General features: G+C 36.3%; 14 protein-coding genes and 1 other annotated feature (1 of these 15 running past the window's edge). All 14 genes read right to left on the bottom strand.

What is annotated here, in order from left to right; all coding sequences use genetic code 11:
- Nucleotides 1-140: a binding site (T-box leader), on the bottom strand (it extends 58 nt beyond the left edge of the window).
- Between the two features lie 33 nt (nt 141-173).
- Nucleotides 174-1,403: an aminopeptidase gene (locus tag EPJ89_RS03850; protein ID WP_161637526.1), complete on the bottom strand. Its 1,230-nt coding sequence runs from the start codon at nt 1,401-1,403 to the stop codon at nt 174-176.
- Nucleotides 1,403-2,317 carry an ROK family protein gene (locus tag EPJ89_RS03845; protein WP_125164389.1) on the bottom strand — a complete coding sequence of 305 codons (915 nt, stop codon included), beginning with the start codon at nt 2,315-2,317 and terminating at the stop codon, nt 1,403-1,405. The genes EPJ89_RS03850 and EPJ89_RS03845 overlap by 1 nt, the downstream gene beginning before the upstream one ends.
- 10 nt (nt 2,318-2,327) lie before the next feature.
- The gene (pyk, locus tag EPJ89_RS03840; protein WP_161637525.1) at nt 2,328-3,755 is read right to left on the bottom strand and encodes a pyruvate kinase; all 1,428 of its coding nucleotides are present in this window, start codon (nt 3,753-3,755) and stop codon (nt 2,328-2,330) included.
- Nucleotides 3,756-3,768: 13 nt separating this feature from the next.
- Complete coding sequence (gene pfkA, locus EPJ89_RS03835; RefSeq protein WP_123171370.1) at nt 3,769-4,728, bottom strand: 6-phosphofructokinase; 960 nt, start codon at nt 4,726-4,728, stop codon at nt 3,769-3,771.
- Between the two features lie 63 nt (nt 4,729-4,791).
- Complete coding sequence (locus EPJ89_RS03830; RefSeq protein ID WP_161637524.1) at nt 4,792-5,712, bottom strand: ATP-binding protein; 921 nt, start codon at nt 5,710-5,712, stop codon at nt 4,792-4,794.
- Nucleotides 5,713-6,873: a DnaD domain protein gene (locus EPJ89_RS03825; protein ID WP_161637523.1), complete on the bottom strand. Its 1,161-nt coding sequence runs from the start codon at nt 6,871-6,873 to the stop codon at nt 5,713-5,715.
- On the bottom strand, nt 6,854-7,459 hold the full coding sequence (coaE, locus tag EPJ89_RS03820) for a dephospho-CoA kinase (RefSeq protein ID WP_200549038.1): 606 nt from the start codon (nt 7,457-7,459) through the stop codon (nt 6,854-6,856). Before coaE ends, EPJ89_RS03825 begins: the two co-directional genes overlap by 20 nt.
- A complete protein-coding gene (gene mutM, locus EPJ89_RS03815; protein ID WP_200549036.1) occupies nt 7,456-8,277 on the bottom strand; it encodes a bifunctional DNA-formamidopyrimidine glycosylase/DNA-(apurinic or apyrimidinic site) lyase in 822 nt (273 codons plus the stop codon). The genes coaE and mutM overlap by 4 nt, the downstream gene beginning before the upstream one ends.
- 2 nt (nt 8,278-8,279) lie before the next feature.
- Complete coding sequence (gene polA / locus EPJ89_RS03810; RefSeq protein WP_161637521.1) at nt 8,280-10,781, bottom strand: DNA polymerase I; 2,502 nt, start codon at nt 10,779-10,781, stop codon at nt 8,280-8,282.
- A 36-nt stretch (nt 10,782-10,817) separates the two neighbouring features.
- Nucleotides 10,818-11,780, bottom strand: a complete 963-nt coding sequence (locus EPJ89_RS03805; RefSeq protein WP_161637520.1) for a metal ABC transporter substrate-binding protein — start codon at nt 11,778-11,780, stop codon at nt 10,818-10,820.
- A gap of 30 nt (nt 11,781-11,810) precedes the next feature.
- The gene (locus EPJ89_RS03800; RefSeq protein WP_125164381.1) at nt 11,811-12,905 is read right to left on the bottom strand and encodes an AI-2E family transporter; all 1,095 of its coding nucleotides are present in this window, start codon (nt 12,903-12,905) and stop codon (nt 11,811-11,813) included.
- 25 nt (nt 12,906-12,930) lie between these two features.
- On the bottom strand, nt 12,931-13,461 hold the full coding sequence (locus EPJ89_RS03795) for a hypothetical protein (RefSeq protein WP_125164380.1): 531 nt from the start codon (nt 13,459-13,461) through the stop codon (nt 12,931-12,933).
- On the bottom strand, nt 13,458-14,297 hold the full coding sequence (gene mreC / locus EPJ89_RS03790; protein ID WP_161637519.1) for a rod shape-determining protein MreC: 840 nt from the start codon (nt 14,295-14,297) through the stop codon (nt 13,458-13,460). The genes EPJ89_RS03795 and mreC overlap by 4 nt, the downstream gene beginning before the upstream one ends.
- Nucleotides 14,298-14,365: 68 nt before the next feature.
- The gene (gene radC / locus EPJ89_RS03785; RefSeq protein WP_161637518.1) at nt 14,366-15,073 is read right to left on the bottom strand and encodes a RadC family protein; all 708 of its coding nucleotides are present in this window, start codon (nt 15,071-15,073) and stop codon (nt 14,366-14,368) included.
- Nucleotides 15,074-15,082: the final 9 nt, after the last annotated feature.

Genomic DNA, 15,082 nt, shown 5'->3' with positions numbered 1-15,082 from the left:
ACTGTTAACGCCAGAATACGGGATTTTTTCTAAAATCCAACTCTGAGGTGGTAAATACGCATATTCTACGAGAAGTTTTCACCAACCACTTCACTCTCTAGTTCAAAACAACGTATTTTTGTCCTCTTCACTGTTTATATATTATTTATACATCAATAGTAAAGAAATATCAACTAAATTACAAAATTACCTTCATTAAACACAATAATTGATTCGCCGTCGTGTGTTGTTCCGACAACACTCATATCTTCACTACCAAACATAAAGTCTTCATGATTTAATGAGTCGTTAGCATTATGTGCAAGTAATTCCTCGTCGGTCATTTCTGTTCCACCTTTGATATTCATTGGATAGGCACGTCCTAAAGCCATATGGCAAGATGCGTTTTCATCAAAGAGTGTATTATAGAATAGGATATTTAAATCCGAAATTGGTGATTTGTGAGAAATCAATGCGATTTCACCAATGTGTCGACTTCCTTCATCCGTGTTTAAAAGCTGTTCAAGTGTTTCACGTTCTTGTTTCGCATCAAACTCAACAACTTTTCCATCAACAAACTTCAACCAAAATTCATCAATAAGTTTACCATTGTAATTTAAAGGTTTTGTACTATAGACAATACCATTCACATTAAGGCGATCTGGCATCGTAAATGATTCCTCTGTTGGCATATTTGGATTAAAAGTATAACCGCGTTCAGAGACTTCTTCGCCGCCAGCCCAAACATGATTATCCACGAGACCTACGACAATATCTGTTCCCTTGCCATTTTTAAAGTGCAAGGATTTGAAATTGTAATCATTTAGAATTTTGTTTTGATGTGATAGTTTTTCATTATGTTTTTCCCATGCTAACACAGGATCATCATTTTCATTAATACGAACAGCATAGAGAATTGCTTCCAACAATTTATCATAAGCTTCATCAATTTCTAAATTTGGGAACACAACATGTGCCCATTCTTTTGTTGGAAGTGAAACAAGTGACCATTGTCCTCGATTTGCCATTGTATATTCACGCATACGTTTTAGAGCTTGTCCTTGTGCCTTTGCTTGTGCAGCAAGTTTATCGCCATCAACATCAGCCATAAGACCTGGTGATGGTGCATAAATGGATAAACGACATAAATCTTCTTCCAAATAACTGTCATATTCATCAATAAGCCATTGAGGAATATCTGTTAAAGTATCCATATCTTGGTTTTGTACATGCATTTTAGCAATGTGGTCATCACCAAATTTAACAACAACCTTTTTTGCCCCTGCTGCATAGGCTTCATCAACAATTAAACGTGCAAATTCATAATGTTCAGCTTTAACATTTACTAAAACTGTTTGTCCTTCTTGAACATTAACACCTGAACGCACCGCTAATTTAGCATATTTTTTTAATAAATCATTCATTATCTGTGACCTTCTTTCGAGTAACACAACATCGCAGCACCAATTACACCGGGTTCATCCAATTCAGCCTCTACAAATTGAGTATCTCTCATTTGTTCGTGAACTAAATCCTGATAATAACCAATCATGCGATCCCAATATAAGTTTTTTGACTTCGTAACACCACCACCAATTACAAAAATATGTGGATTACATACATGTGCAATTGAAGAGAGCATCATTGCGAAATCATATGACATCTCATCAATAAGTTGAATCGCTTTTTCATTTCCTTGTTCCATGAGCGTAAAGATTTCTTCAGCAGACTGAATCTTTGGATCAATCAATTCTTGAGCTTTGCGAACTAATGCTGAACCGCTCGCTTCATTTTCAACTGCACCTGCATTAAGTGTGTTGATGTCCGAACGACGAACGCGTTCACGGTCAATTACGATATTTCCTACTTCTCCTGCATAACCCTTATGACCTGAAAGGACTTGTCCATTAAATACAAGTGCCCCTCCAATACCAGTGGAATGCGTTAAATAATAGACTACATTATTGCCTTTACCTGCACCAACAAGTGCTTCCGCAAGACCTGCTACATTTGCATCATTATCCATATAGATTGGTAAATCTATATGTTTTTTGAGATAGTCGATTACCGGATATTCCGTAAACCCTTTCATGTTTGTAGATAAGGTTACGCACCCGAGTTCTGTGTTAACTGGACCGGGTAAACCCAGTCCAATGCCAACACATTCATCAAATTGTTTTAGATTTTTTATCATCGAGATGATGTTATCTAAAACAACTTCCGGTCCCTCAAGTGCGTATGATTCGCTTTTAACTTGCTCATGAATCTTTCCATCTTCATCAATAACAGCTACACGTACATTCGTACCGCCTAAATCAACTCCGATATATTTATTCATAACAATCTCCTTATTTAATTTCAATAATTTTCATTGTATTTGTATTACCGGTACCTGTTGGGTATCCAGCTGCAATAATAACTTTTTTACCTGGTTCAATACCAAAGTTTTTCGCAATTGTATTTGCGATTTCATCATCATTTGTCATTTCGTTTCGAATATCGGAAACCACAGGTTTTACACCCCAAACGATTTCTAGACGATTTTGAACTTCTTTTGTGAAAGTAACAGCGATTACCGGAACATTTGGACGGTATTTTGAAATACGTTTTGCTGTTGAACCACTTTGAGTAAATGCAATAACTGCGGCTACATCATCAAGGTTTAAGGCTGTTTCAGCAATAGAAATTCCGATTGAATCTTGAATTGTACGTTTTGATGATTCAATTGAATGACGCAAACGATCGCGGTAAGGAATAATTTCTTCCATAGCAATTGCAATTTCAGCCATTGTACGAACAGCTTCTACTGGATAGGCACCAACAGCTGATTCCCCTGAAAGCATAATTGCATCAGTACCATCTAAGATTGCATTCGCAACATCACTTGCTTCAGCACGAGTAGGACGTGGGTTTTGTTGCATTGATTCAAGCATATGTGTAGCTGTTACAACTGGTTTACCCATTCTATTTGCTGTCTTAATGATTTGTTTTTGGTAAATAGGAACTAAATGTGTACTTACTTCAACACCTAAGTCACCACGAGCAACCATCACACCATCTGCAACTTCAAGAATACTTTCAATATTATCGAATCCTTCTTGGTTTTCAATCTTAACGATGATTTGGATATCTGGTTTTCCAGCTGCTTCAATCACTTCACGAATATCTAAAACATCTTGTGCACGTCTTACAAAAGATGCTGCAATATAATCAATTCCATTTACTGCCCCAAATGTGATATCTGCACGATCTTTTTCTGAAAGGAATGGCATACTTAACACAACATTCGGTACGTTAACACCTTTACGTGTTTTGATTAGACCTGGATTATCGACACGACAAACGAGATCTCCATCTTTTTTATCAATGACGGTTAGTTTCATTTTACCATCATCAATAAGTAAGTAGTCATCTACTTTAACGTCTTCGTAAACTTCTGGTACTAATAAAGTAAAACGCTCATTATTTCCTACGTAATCTGCATCAAACCCTACACGAACGATATCACCTTCTGCAAATTCAAGTGCGCCATTTTCCATATCGCCACAACGAATTTCAGGTCCTTTTGTATCTAAAAGAATTCCCAAGTTAATACCAATTCGATCACTCACCTCACGAACAACTTTCATACGACGTAAATGATTTTCTTGAACATCATGTGAGAAGTTAAAACGAACGATATTCATTCCTTCATTTGCGAGTTTTTCGATCATCTCTGGTGATTCGGAAGCGGGTCCGATAGTACAAATAATCTTAGTTTTTTTCATTTCATGCATATTGTTTATCCTCCTATACCAATCTGTCATGTAATTCAAACAGCGCTCTACTTGATTTTTTAGGCATTTTCAATGCTTCATCAATATCAATTGCTACTATTTCTTCGTTTAAGATGCTGACGCATTTACCGCCATCACCTGCGATAAGCAGTCTTACTGCTTTATCACCGAATTGTGTTGCTAAAATACGGTCACGTGCCGTCGGTGATCCACCACGTTGAATATGACCTAAAACAGTTGAACGGCCAGAAAAACCAGTATGTCTTGAAATCTTTTGCGCTAGAAGCTCTACATCCGTTATTTTTTCGCTAATAATAACAATAGCATGACGTTTTTTCTTCACTTCTTCAATTCTGCTTAAGCGTTCTAATACTTCTGATTCATCATATCCTGTTTCTTTTGTAATAATTACTTCAGCACCTGTTGTTAATCCAGCATAGAGGGCTAAATCACCACATCGATTTCCCATAACCTCTACAACTGAACAACGATGGTGTGAACTCGAAGTATCACGGAGTTTATCAACATTAAGAATAACTGTGTTTAATGCTGTATCAAAACCAATCGTGTAATCAGTAGATGCAATATCATTGTCAATGGTACCTGGAATTCCAATACAGTTAATCCCCATCTCTGTAAGTGCCATCGCACCACGGTAACTACCATCACCGCCTATGACAACCAAACCTTCAATACCGTGTTTCTCTAAGTTCGCTACAGCTTTTTCACGAACTTCAAGAAGCTTAAAGTCCTCAAGACGTGCACTCCCTAAAATTGTTCCACCTTGAATAATAATGTCACTAACATCACCACGACTTAGTTTACGAATATTATCGTTAACTAGGCCCTCGTATCCGTCAAAAACACCAAATACTTCAAGTCCTGCTGAAATACCAGAACGGACAACGGCACGAATCGCTGCATTCATGCCCGGAGCATCACCACCTGAAGTTAATATGCCAATCTTCTTCATAATTCACCTCTCTTGTAATCATACCACTATTTTATTGCTATTTCTCTACAAAATGTTGAGAAATTACTTGTTTCGTCGATTTTGACCCACCATTTCATATGGGATTGTTAAAGCATGGATACGATCTACCAATCTTTTAGCTCGAATCTCATCAGAAGTTCCCTTATTATCAAGTTTATACAAGTCTACAAGCATATCCGGACTGTAATTACTTGTTATAATGGTCTTCTTCTTATTCTCAAGGCGTTCATTGAGTATTGATAATAAAATTTCATCACGACTCCATGACGTTATCGGTTCTGCTCCTAAATCATCTAAAACGAGCAAAGGTACTTTTCTAAGTTTCCTCAACGTATATTCCATCTCTGACGGATGTGTAAATAATTGCTTTAAATGACTCATGAGTTTTGGAACATGAATAAACGCCACATTACGTCCACTCTTGGCAAAATCATTGGAAACACATGCACTTAAATAACTCTTTCCAATTCCTAAATTACCATAGAGATAATATCCCGGCTTATCATTTTCAACAAAATTAATCATATCTTCAAGTACATTTAAATAATTTGGATTCTCATGTTCAATGGAAATTTTCGAAAAAAGTGCATTATGTAAACTCAATGGCAAATCAAAAATGACATATTGATTTAGATATGCATTTTCTTCAGCAATTTCACGAACAATTGGAAGTTCATAAATCTGTTCCGACAAAATACCTGTTGATTGATCATAAATTAGGTCTACATATTGACCTAAACTCGGATCATTTTCAAGTTCTTGAGGCGTATACGATTCTGCTTTCCGTTTATTTAATACCCAATTTTTAAATTGAAATGCATTTGCTTCAATGATAGCGTCAGGGCATTCGAAACGTTCCATGAAATCAATTATTTCTGGCAATGTACGTAAACGCTCAAACGTCTCCAAACGTTTTTGAACTTGTTCATCGGTTAACTCGAATTTTAGATTGCGCATACTCATCTAGATTTCTCCTTTACTTAACATCCCTTTCAATCGCGATTTCAGGGCATCAACATCTTTATCAATGGTAGTATCAGTCGAATATGTCGGACTCACCACTTCTACTTTGGGTTTCGCAATGCGTTTATTGCTTGTGTGACTTGGCGTTTCTTTTTCTTTGAGGGCATCCTCGAGCGTCTTCACCCCACGACGTTTCCATGATGATGCAACCTTTTCAACAAACCCTCGATTTAAATTCTTATCATTTGTTTCTAATATGTACTCTATGAGGACATTTATAACTTTATTATCAAAGCCAAAATTATGCTCCAAAGATTTTAAGAGCTTACGATCGGCATCGATAATATAAGTATCTTCTTGTTTGTAGGCGAGGAAACTAATCGGATCAAGTTCATATGGATCTGAAACACTCGCAACACTTTGTGTTCCATGATTTTTTTCAATAAGATGTTGGAACCTTTTTGAATCAAATGTCCCTGTTTCAAAATTTGTAGATGCCATTAATACCGATTTCATATCTAAATAACTTAAGTTATAAAACGATCCAAAAACACCTACTTTTTCTCGGACATCATCCGTTCGAAATGCTTGGGGATACATCGCATTACTAATAGACTTAAAGAACCCTTCAACGTCAAATTTGTGCTTACGGCTCAGGTCCGCTCCTTCAGTTCGCTTCGATGTATAGGATTCCTCAAGTGATTCATCCCAAGACGATAGCCGTGTTAAATCGAAACTCGCCGATATTTCATTATCCACCTCGACACAAACGTCTTTACGATAGCGTGTGCAAACTTCGATGAATGACTCGCTCCCTCTCACAATCGCGTAGAGTCTTCCAAAAGTAGGATGTTGGAGAAAATCATGTGGATTCATTGGCGGTACAAGCACAAGCGTTAAAACGCCTGTATCAAAGGTTCGCACAAGTGCAAACCGTTCCAGTTCTTTTCGATAATCGTTTATTTCTGAAATTCCAAGTTGTAACATATGCGTTAAGGTCTGAATCGGTACTTCGCATTCATATTGCCCAAACTCATAAAGGGTTAGATAAAGACTTAATGCAGGATAAGAAAACAGTGGCTGATATAAAAGTACCAACGCTTCCATCTGATCCGGCGCGATTTTAAAATCTACATTTGTTTTATAAACGACTTCTTGCATCTTTTAAACCCTCCATTTTAATTCTTTGTATCAATATCTCAGTGTCGTAATTTAATTCGGAAAGTGTACCATTATTATATAAAATATAATCTGATTTTTCTTCCTTGATTATTTCCGAATACTGTCGATTCATTCTAAGGTTGATATCTTCCATTTTCATGCCTCGAGCCAACAGTCTTTGAATTCGTGTATTATAATCTGCACTCACCATGATGATGCTGTCAAACAAGTCTTCCATATTTGCCTCAAAAAGAAGTGGGACTTCAAAGAAAATTATTGATTTTTCATTATCGATAATCTCCTCAATAAATACTCTGACTTCCGAAAAAACGTTTCGTTCGAGTTCCGCCAGCATTTCCGGATTTTTGAATAGAATGGTAGACATTTTCTCACGATTCACGGTTCCATCTGATTCTAAAATTTGCGAACCGAGTAGCGCGATAATATAATCATATAAAATACCATTGGGTTCGTAAAATGAATGCGTCAAACGATCCATATCATAAACGTGATAGCCGGAGTCTCTTATATATTGACTTACACTCGATTTACCTGCCCCAATTGTTCCTGTTATTCCAATTTTCATCGTCTCACCTTCTGACATTTTCCGCAAAAAACAGTTGATCGTCCTGATACTACAATGCGCTCCAAGGTCTTCCCACATCGTGAACACGGTTCCCCCGCTTTCCCATAGGCATTCAAATTAACTTGGAAACGACCAGTAACATTAAGCGAGGACGTGTAAGAACGAATAGTTGTTCCACCCGCCTTGATTGCGTTCATCAAAATAACTTGTGCCGTCTCAACAATCATATCACACTGTTTTTTTGATATTTTTGATCCGGTGGTAAGTGGATGAATTTGTGCTTCAAAAAGTATCTCATCTGCATAGATATTGCCAATTCCCGCAATAATACTTTGGTCTAGTAAGATCGTTTTCATAACACGATTGGATTGATGAATTTTCTGATATAGATAGTCACCACTTAAATTAGGGTCAAACGGTTCAAATCCTAAATTTTTGGTTTCTAAATATCGAATTGGATCCGATACGACAGCCATACGCGAAAATTTCCGCGTGTCCAGATAGTGAATCGTTCCTCCATCAAAATTAATAACGCAATGAGTATGTTTAGATGGCACTTTTACCTCGTCGTATAGGTGAAATTTGCCTTCCATTCTCAAATGCAGAATCCAATGTAAACCATTCGACATCTCAAACCACAAATATTTTCCTCGACGATGGAAATCCTTAAAATATGTTCCTTCTAATGCCTCCAGTGGATACTCTGATTGCGTTTCAAGTAGCTTTGGATAAATTAAATTAATTGAAATTATACGTTTTCCTTTCAGTGACTTCTCTAGGGTCCGTACAATCGTCTCAACTTCTGGTAACTCAGGCATTATTAATACCAATCCTTACCGGTATCCACAGAAACGTTCAGATCAATCGGCCAAGAAACAATGTGTTCCATAACTGATACCATAAGATTTTGAATCGCTTCAAGTTCATCATCATAAACATCAAATACAAGCTCATCATGAACTTGTAAAATCATAGCAGATTTGTAATTGTTGGATACAAGCAATTCATCTGCTTTGATCATAGCTATCTTAATGATGTCCGCTGCAGTCCCTTGAATGGGTGCATTCATCGCAGCACGCTTACCGAAGTCTTTTACCGCTCGATTTGCATCATAGATTTCAGGTATATATCGACGTCGATTAAATAGGGTTTTAACATAACCATCACGCGTACAATCTTCTACTACGGAATCCATATACTTCGTAATGTTCGGATATATTTCATTATATCGTGTTATAAAATGACGCGCCTCAGGTATGGTTATATCCAACTGTTTAGACAATCCATATTCGGACATACCATAAACAATTCCAAAGTTAACACTTTTTGCTTGACGTCGCATGGTATCGGTAATTTCATCCACTCCAAAAATTGCCTTCGCCGTTTCAGCATGAATATCATGGCCACCATTAAATGCCGCCATCATACGCTTCTCATCAGCAAGATAAGAAAGGACACGAAGTTCAATTTGAGAATAATCAATTGACATTAACGTACATCCTTCTGATGCTACAAAAGCCTTTCGAATCATTCGTGTTTCTTCATCACGAACAGAGATATTTTGTAAATTTGGATCACTTGACGATAAACGACCGGTTTGTGTTGCGTGTTGGTTAAAAGAAGTATGTATTTTCCCATCGGCGTGAATATGTTTGGTCAATCCTACGGCATAGGTACTATAGAGTTTTTGATACTTACGATACTCCAAAATAGGTGCAATAATCTCATGCTCATCAATCAAACCTTCAAGCACATCTACAGCAGTTGAACGTTTCTTTTTCGTTGGGAGTTTTAAATGATCAAACAAGACCTCCGCTAACTGTTTCGGTGAATTTAAATTAAATTCCATGCCTGCAAGGTCATAAACATGTTTACTCAACGTCTCAATTTTTTGGTGTGTCGCACTTGCAATATCATCAAGAACGCTTCGATCGACATTAATCCCCCTAAATTCACATTTTGATAAGATAGGGACAAGAGGTTTTTCAATATCTTCATAGACAGAAAGCACATCAATTTGTTTTGCTTCATCACTTAAAGTTTTAAATTGAGAAAGAATAGCTTGAGTGAAAGCCGCACCCTTCTCCATCCCTTCGTATTCATGAAACCATAGCGCAAATTCATCTTTTAATCGTGCCATAGTTGTAATCGATGAGTTTACAATAAATGCAAGCAATAAAAGGTCATCGAACTGATGCTGAATTTCAAAATGGTTCTCAAGACAAAAACGATAAAGCGATTTTGATGAATCTACTACAATTGAAATATCGGACTCAATCAGAGCTCTAAATTCAGGGTTTTCAACCATTTCCCCAAGTGTGAGGTAAATATTTTCCTTCCCATCAGAAATGAAACACCCCTGAAGATTTCCCTTTTTATCAAGCTCCATCGAAATTGCAATGGCTGATCTTTGCCAGGATGAATCCAAATGAATAAACTTTATATTCTCTTTTTCAATTGTTTCGACATCATAATGATCTGTAATAAGCGAATTCATATCATACTTACGATAGAATGCATTTAAAGATTCATTTGGAATTTCATACTTAATGGAAGATAGATCAATATCAAGTGGTACAGAAGTATAGATTTCAGCCAACTGATATGACATTCTCGCTTGGTCTTCAAATTCCCGAATTTTTTCGCCCATTTTCCCCTTGATTTCATCTTTGTGTTCATAAAGATTTTCAAAGCTACCATATTGGCCGAGAAGTTTAAGCGCTGTTTTCTCTCCAATCGAAGGAACACCGGGAATATTATCGCTTGCGTCACCCATGAGAGCTTTCATATCGACAATTTGTTTTGGTTCAATACCCATCTCATCCAAAAGACTCATTTTATCCATTAAACGCAAGTCTGTAAGACCCTTTTTCATTAACAAAACATCAACATTATCATCAATTAATTGAAGCATATCACGATCACTTGTCAGAATTTCAACTTTCGAATCAGGATACATTTTTGACATCGTTCCAATGATATCATCTGCTTCATACCCACTTAATTCAAACCGTTGTATAGGATATGCATCTAAAAATTCACGTACAAGAGCAAATTGTGACACCAATTCTTCATCAACCTCTTTACGTGTTCCTTTATAGGCTTCAAACATATCATGACGGAACGTCTTATCCTTTGTATCAAATGCAACGAGCACATGTGTTGGATTGATAATTTCTATAGCCTTTGCAAGCATCGTTGAGAAGCCATATACTGCATTTGTCACTACACCTGAACTGGATTTCATATAACCCCTTGAAAGTGTTCCATAATATGCTCTAAAAAGCATTGAATTCCCATCGATTAATAATAATTTATTCATGTTTTCCTACTTTCTAAATAAGTAAAACCCTTGGGATTACTTAGCAATCGTCTCAAGGGTTTCTAGATTAAGTCTCATTTTCGCGATGTAATCATAATTCGCTTCGATATCTTTATCTGATAGATTATAAAGATTGCTTAATTCAATTTGTGTTAAATTAAACTCTGTTTTTAATTGATTAAATAATTTTACATATTCTTCTGGCATATTCTCTTCATACGCAATATATTGAACACCATCTTTTGCAATGCGTGATCTAATTGCATTCAACATTTCTTCATCCGGCAACACTCCGTATTTTGACAAGGTTGCGGGATAAACACCAATATTATAACTCTTTTGCCAGTTACCAAAAGATGGTGTCATTGAAACAAACTTAATCCCTTTTTCTGAATCTCGCAATAACTGGTACTGCGCTTGAAGTCCTGTTAATTCAACTTCTAAGACTTCAAACTGTTCTGTAAAATAAGCTTCCTCATCTGGATACGTTTGAACCAACCAATCTTTTATTGTACGTGCCATGGACGTCATCGCTAAAGGATCCATCCATAAAAATGGATCTTTGTCGTATTGATCCACAGCGGCAAAAGCTTCTGATTCATAATATGCAGATTCAATCGCATGGGACTGGCCATCAACTACTACATTTGTATATCGTTTAAATGGATACAACATTGATCGCTCCGATAAATCGATCATCTGCAATTTAGAATTTTGAAGATCATCGAGGTAAAGTTGCCAGTAGGGCTGTAATTCATTAATATAAAAAATTGTATCTGCTTTTTTGATGATTTCTTGAAAATCATCTTTGACTGTCGCCTGTTGAGGTATTAAACCGGTGTCAATCCGTTGAACGTTTACACGCTCACCAGCAAGACGCTCAACTAAGAACTGAATTGGATAATTTGTAACGATTACATTCCGACTTCTAGGAACGCATCCCGACAATGTCCCCAGTATGATAACCAACACTAGTAATTTACTCATCAATCGTTTCATACACAACCTCTTTTCACATTTTATTATACACTAATTTTCTTCAGGGATAACCCAATTATTCTTTCTCAAGTTAAATAAGGCACGTATCGAGAAGTATAATGGCATGGAAATTAAAATCCCTACAAATCCAAATAAAACACTCGACGCAAAAAATGCGAATAACGACCATAGGGGTTCGATTTTGTCGCGTTTTGAATAAACCATCGGTGACACCACATAACCATCTACATTTGACAAAACAACTAAACCAATAGTAAGAATAAGCACACGTGGTAACGGTAACGTTAATGCCGTTAAAATCCCCAGTACATGCACAACAGTTGGTCCAATATATGGAATTAATAATCCAAATGCGGTCAACACCCCGAGAACAAATGCATAATTATGGCCGACAGCTAGATAAAGCAAACTGTACTCAATGCATGTAATGGTCATAATAACTACAAGCGTCCCTAAATAACGGCTAACTGCATGATCAATAACAATGATAGAGTTCCCCAATTTAGGTGAAATGTTATTTGCAATTCGTAAAACACTTCCCGTGAAATTTTCATAATCAAAAACAAAATACATCCCAATAATAAATGAAAAAATCCCAGTCGTGATTGTTGAAAAAATCTTTGATAAAAACTGTGATGCTGCAGCAGGCAATGTTGGTATCTGACCGACAATTCCATTGAGCATCCCCATAACTTGCTTAAATATATCATCTGCCCAAGGTGAAGGATTATTATGATTAATCTCTTTATAGTAATTGTAAAGCTGTTGAATCCCATCCATACTATTACCAATTAATTGTGATATATCTGTATAGAGTGATGGTAAAATTGATGAAAAAAGAAGTACAATCAGTACCACAAACAATACAAGCGTGATGGGAACACTAATAGCCCGCTTAATATTGTATTTTTCAAAGAAAACAGCAATGGGTCTAACAATATATGCGAGCGCAAAACCGATAACAAATGGTAGTAGAATGCGTTTTGCTAACTCAATTGCATGTTGCCAAACAGCCCATGTTTGCATCAATAAAAATACACTTAATAAAAATAACATAAAAGGAACAAGTTGCTTCCAACTGAAATGATCATCAAAAAATTTTTGAATGCGTTGAAATATGTTCATAAATCAATATCTCCCTCTGTTTTTATTAACGCATATATAAATTTTGAACACGTTGCATAATCATACGATGCATTAATTTATATAACGTCATAGCGATTGGTAGCAGAATTAAATTACCGATAATTACCCATAAAGTTCGAGTACTTATAAAAGTAATTAAACCATACGATACCCCTTTAACAAGAGGTAACATTCCAAAAATTAACATTTCTTTGATAAACAACCCAATAACTGCTAGAACTAGAAACTCAAATGTTGATGTCCCAATATAACGATCCCAAACTCTTAAAATCGCTATTGTGACGGAATAACTAACAAAGAACATTGGAAACGATCCAATATGGTTTAAATCCATCCATATCCCTAAAAGAATCGCTTTGACAATCGATTCAGTCTGAGAATCATTTTGCGTTAATAGCATTAGTCCAAGAAAATGCAAACTGCTTACAAACGTTATCGAACTCAAACCAAGTTGCGTAAACAGAGCATTAAAAATTGAATCTAAAACCAATAAAACCAAAATATATAGAAAATGCATCCAGCGAATCATTCTCATGATTTTTTCACCACCGAAACATACTTAATATTATTATAATCTACAGAAGGTTTTACATACACAAGCACGCCAACACTATCTGCAACATTTTTAACAGAGTCGACTTTCCCAACAAACAAACCACTTGGATAGACACTACTTATGCTTGCAGTTGATACAGGCATATCTGCGGCAATGGTTGAAGTAGACTCAAGAAGTACGACAGAAAACAATTTCTTCTCATGATCATACGAATTTAAAATTCCTTGAACATAATTCCCTTTCGATACCTCTATTTGCACCGTAGCATTCGAATTTTCATCATTAGCAATTAGAAGTGCTACCAATGATTGATTTTTATCAACACTTAATACTTTACCAATAATTCCTTTCGGAGCCACAACACCGTCGCCAACAGCAACACCATCTTCACTTCCTTTATCAATTGTGATAACGGAATCCCATTTTTCAGATGAACGGTTTTTTACAGTTGCGTTAACTTGTGTAAATTCTGAATAGACTGAATTAAGTTCATTCAGCGCTTTAAGTTCAGCCACTTCACTCTCTAATTCATTTAATCGCGTTTGCCAATGATGAGATGTTTCTAATTGTGTTCTTAACTTATCGTTTTCATGACGCACATCCCACATCGTCGATGTGTCTTTTACGACATTGCTCATTGTTTCAATTGGATAATCAATTAACCCATAACGTACCATCGAAATGAAACTAAAGAAATTACGATCTGATGATTCATAAAATGACGATTTTTTTACAAATCCCATTCCAAAAAGACAAACAATAACTGTTGTTAATAAATAAATAAGTACACGTCTAAAATTATTCTTTCGTTTCATTTAATCACCTTCTTTATTATACTTACAAATCCAACTTTTTACAAATGAAAGAATAAGGGTTTTAACCCCTATTCTCCAAATAAAACCGGTTGCAATTTACGTAATGAAACAGACTCTGTTGAGGTGACGATAATGTGATCGAGCACCTCAATTCCAATCATATAACCAGAGTTAATCAAAACTTGAGTCATCTCTATGTCTGCTTCGCTGGCAGCGAGCGATCCTCCAGGATGATTGTGTACGAGTACAATTCGAGATGCATTGCATCGTACCGCTTCTCTAAAGACATCACGTGGATGAACTAAACTCTGATCAACCGTACCTTTAAATAAATTTAAGTAGCGAATCAGTCTGTTCTGAGTGGAAAGAAAAAGCACAAGAAAGCGTTCTTGTTCCTCAAACCCAATCTCAAGATTTAACCACCTCACTATATGTTGACACGAACTTAGTTGAATCTTTTCCCCAGGCACTGGCTTGACAATTCTTCGAAGCAACTCATGTAACGCAATGAGAGTTGAACATTTAGCTTTTTTCATACCCTTGATATTTGATAATTCCCCATATTGAATCGTAATCAGATTCTGAATTCCGCCAATCGATTGTATGACTTCAGAAGCAAGGACTGTAACACTTTTATTGCGTGTTCCCGTCCGTAATAAGATTGCAATCAGTTCCGCATCCGAAAGTTTTTCAGGACCGAGCGCTAAAAGTTTCTCACGCGGCATTAGGTGATATTGTCGACCATCATCGTCCCCACTGAATTTTGGCTTTACCATAAGATAAAC

Origin of the sequence: Erysipelothrix sp. strain 2 (EsS2-6-Brazil) (assembly GCF_016617625.1) — a bacterium.
Taxonomy (GTDB): domain Bacteria; phylum Bacillota_I; class Bacilli_A; order Erysipelotrichales; family Erysipelotrichaceae; genus Erysipelothrix; species Erysipelothrix piscisicarius.
Note: the sequence above shows the minus strand (reverse complement) of the source record. Positions and strands in the feature narration are given on the sequence as shown.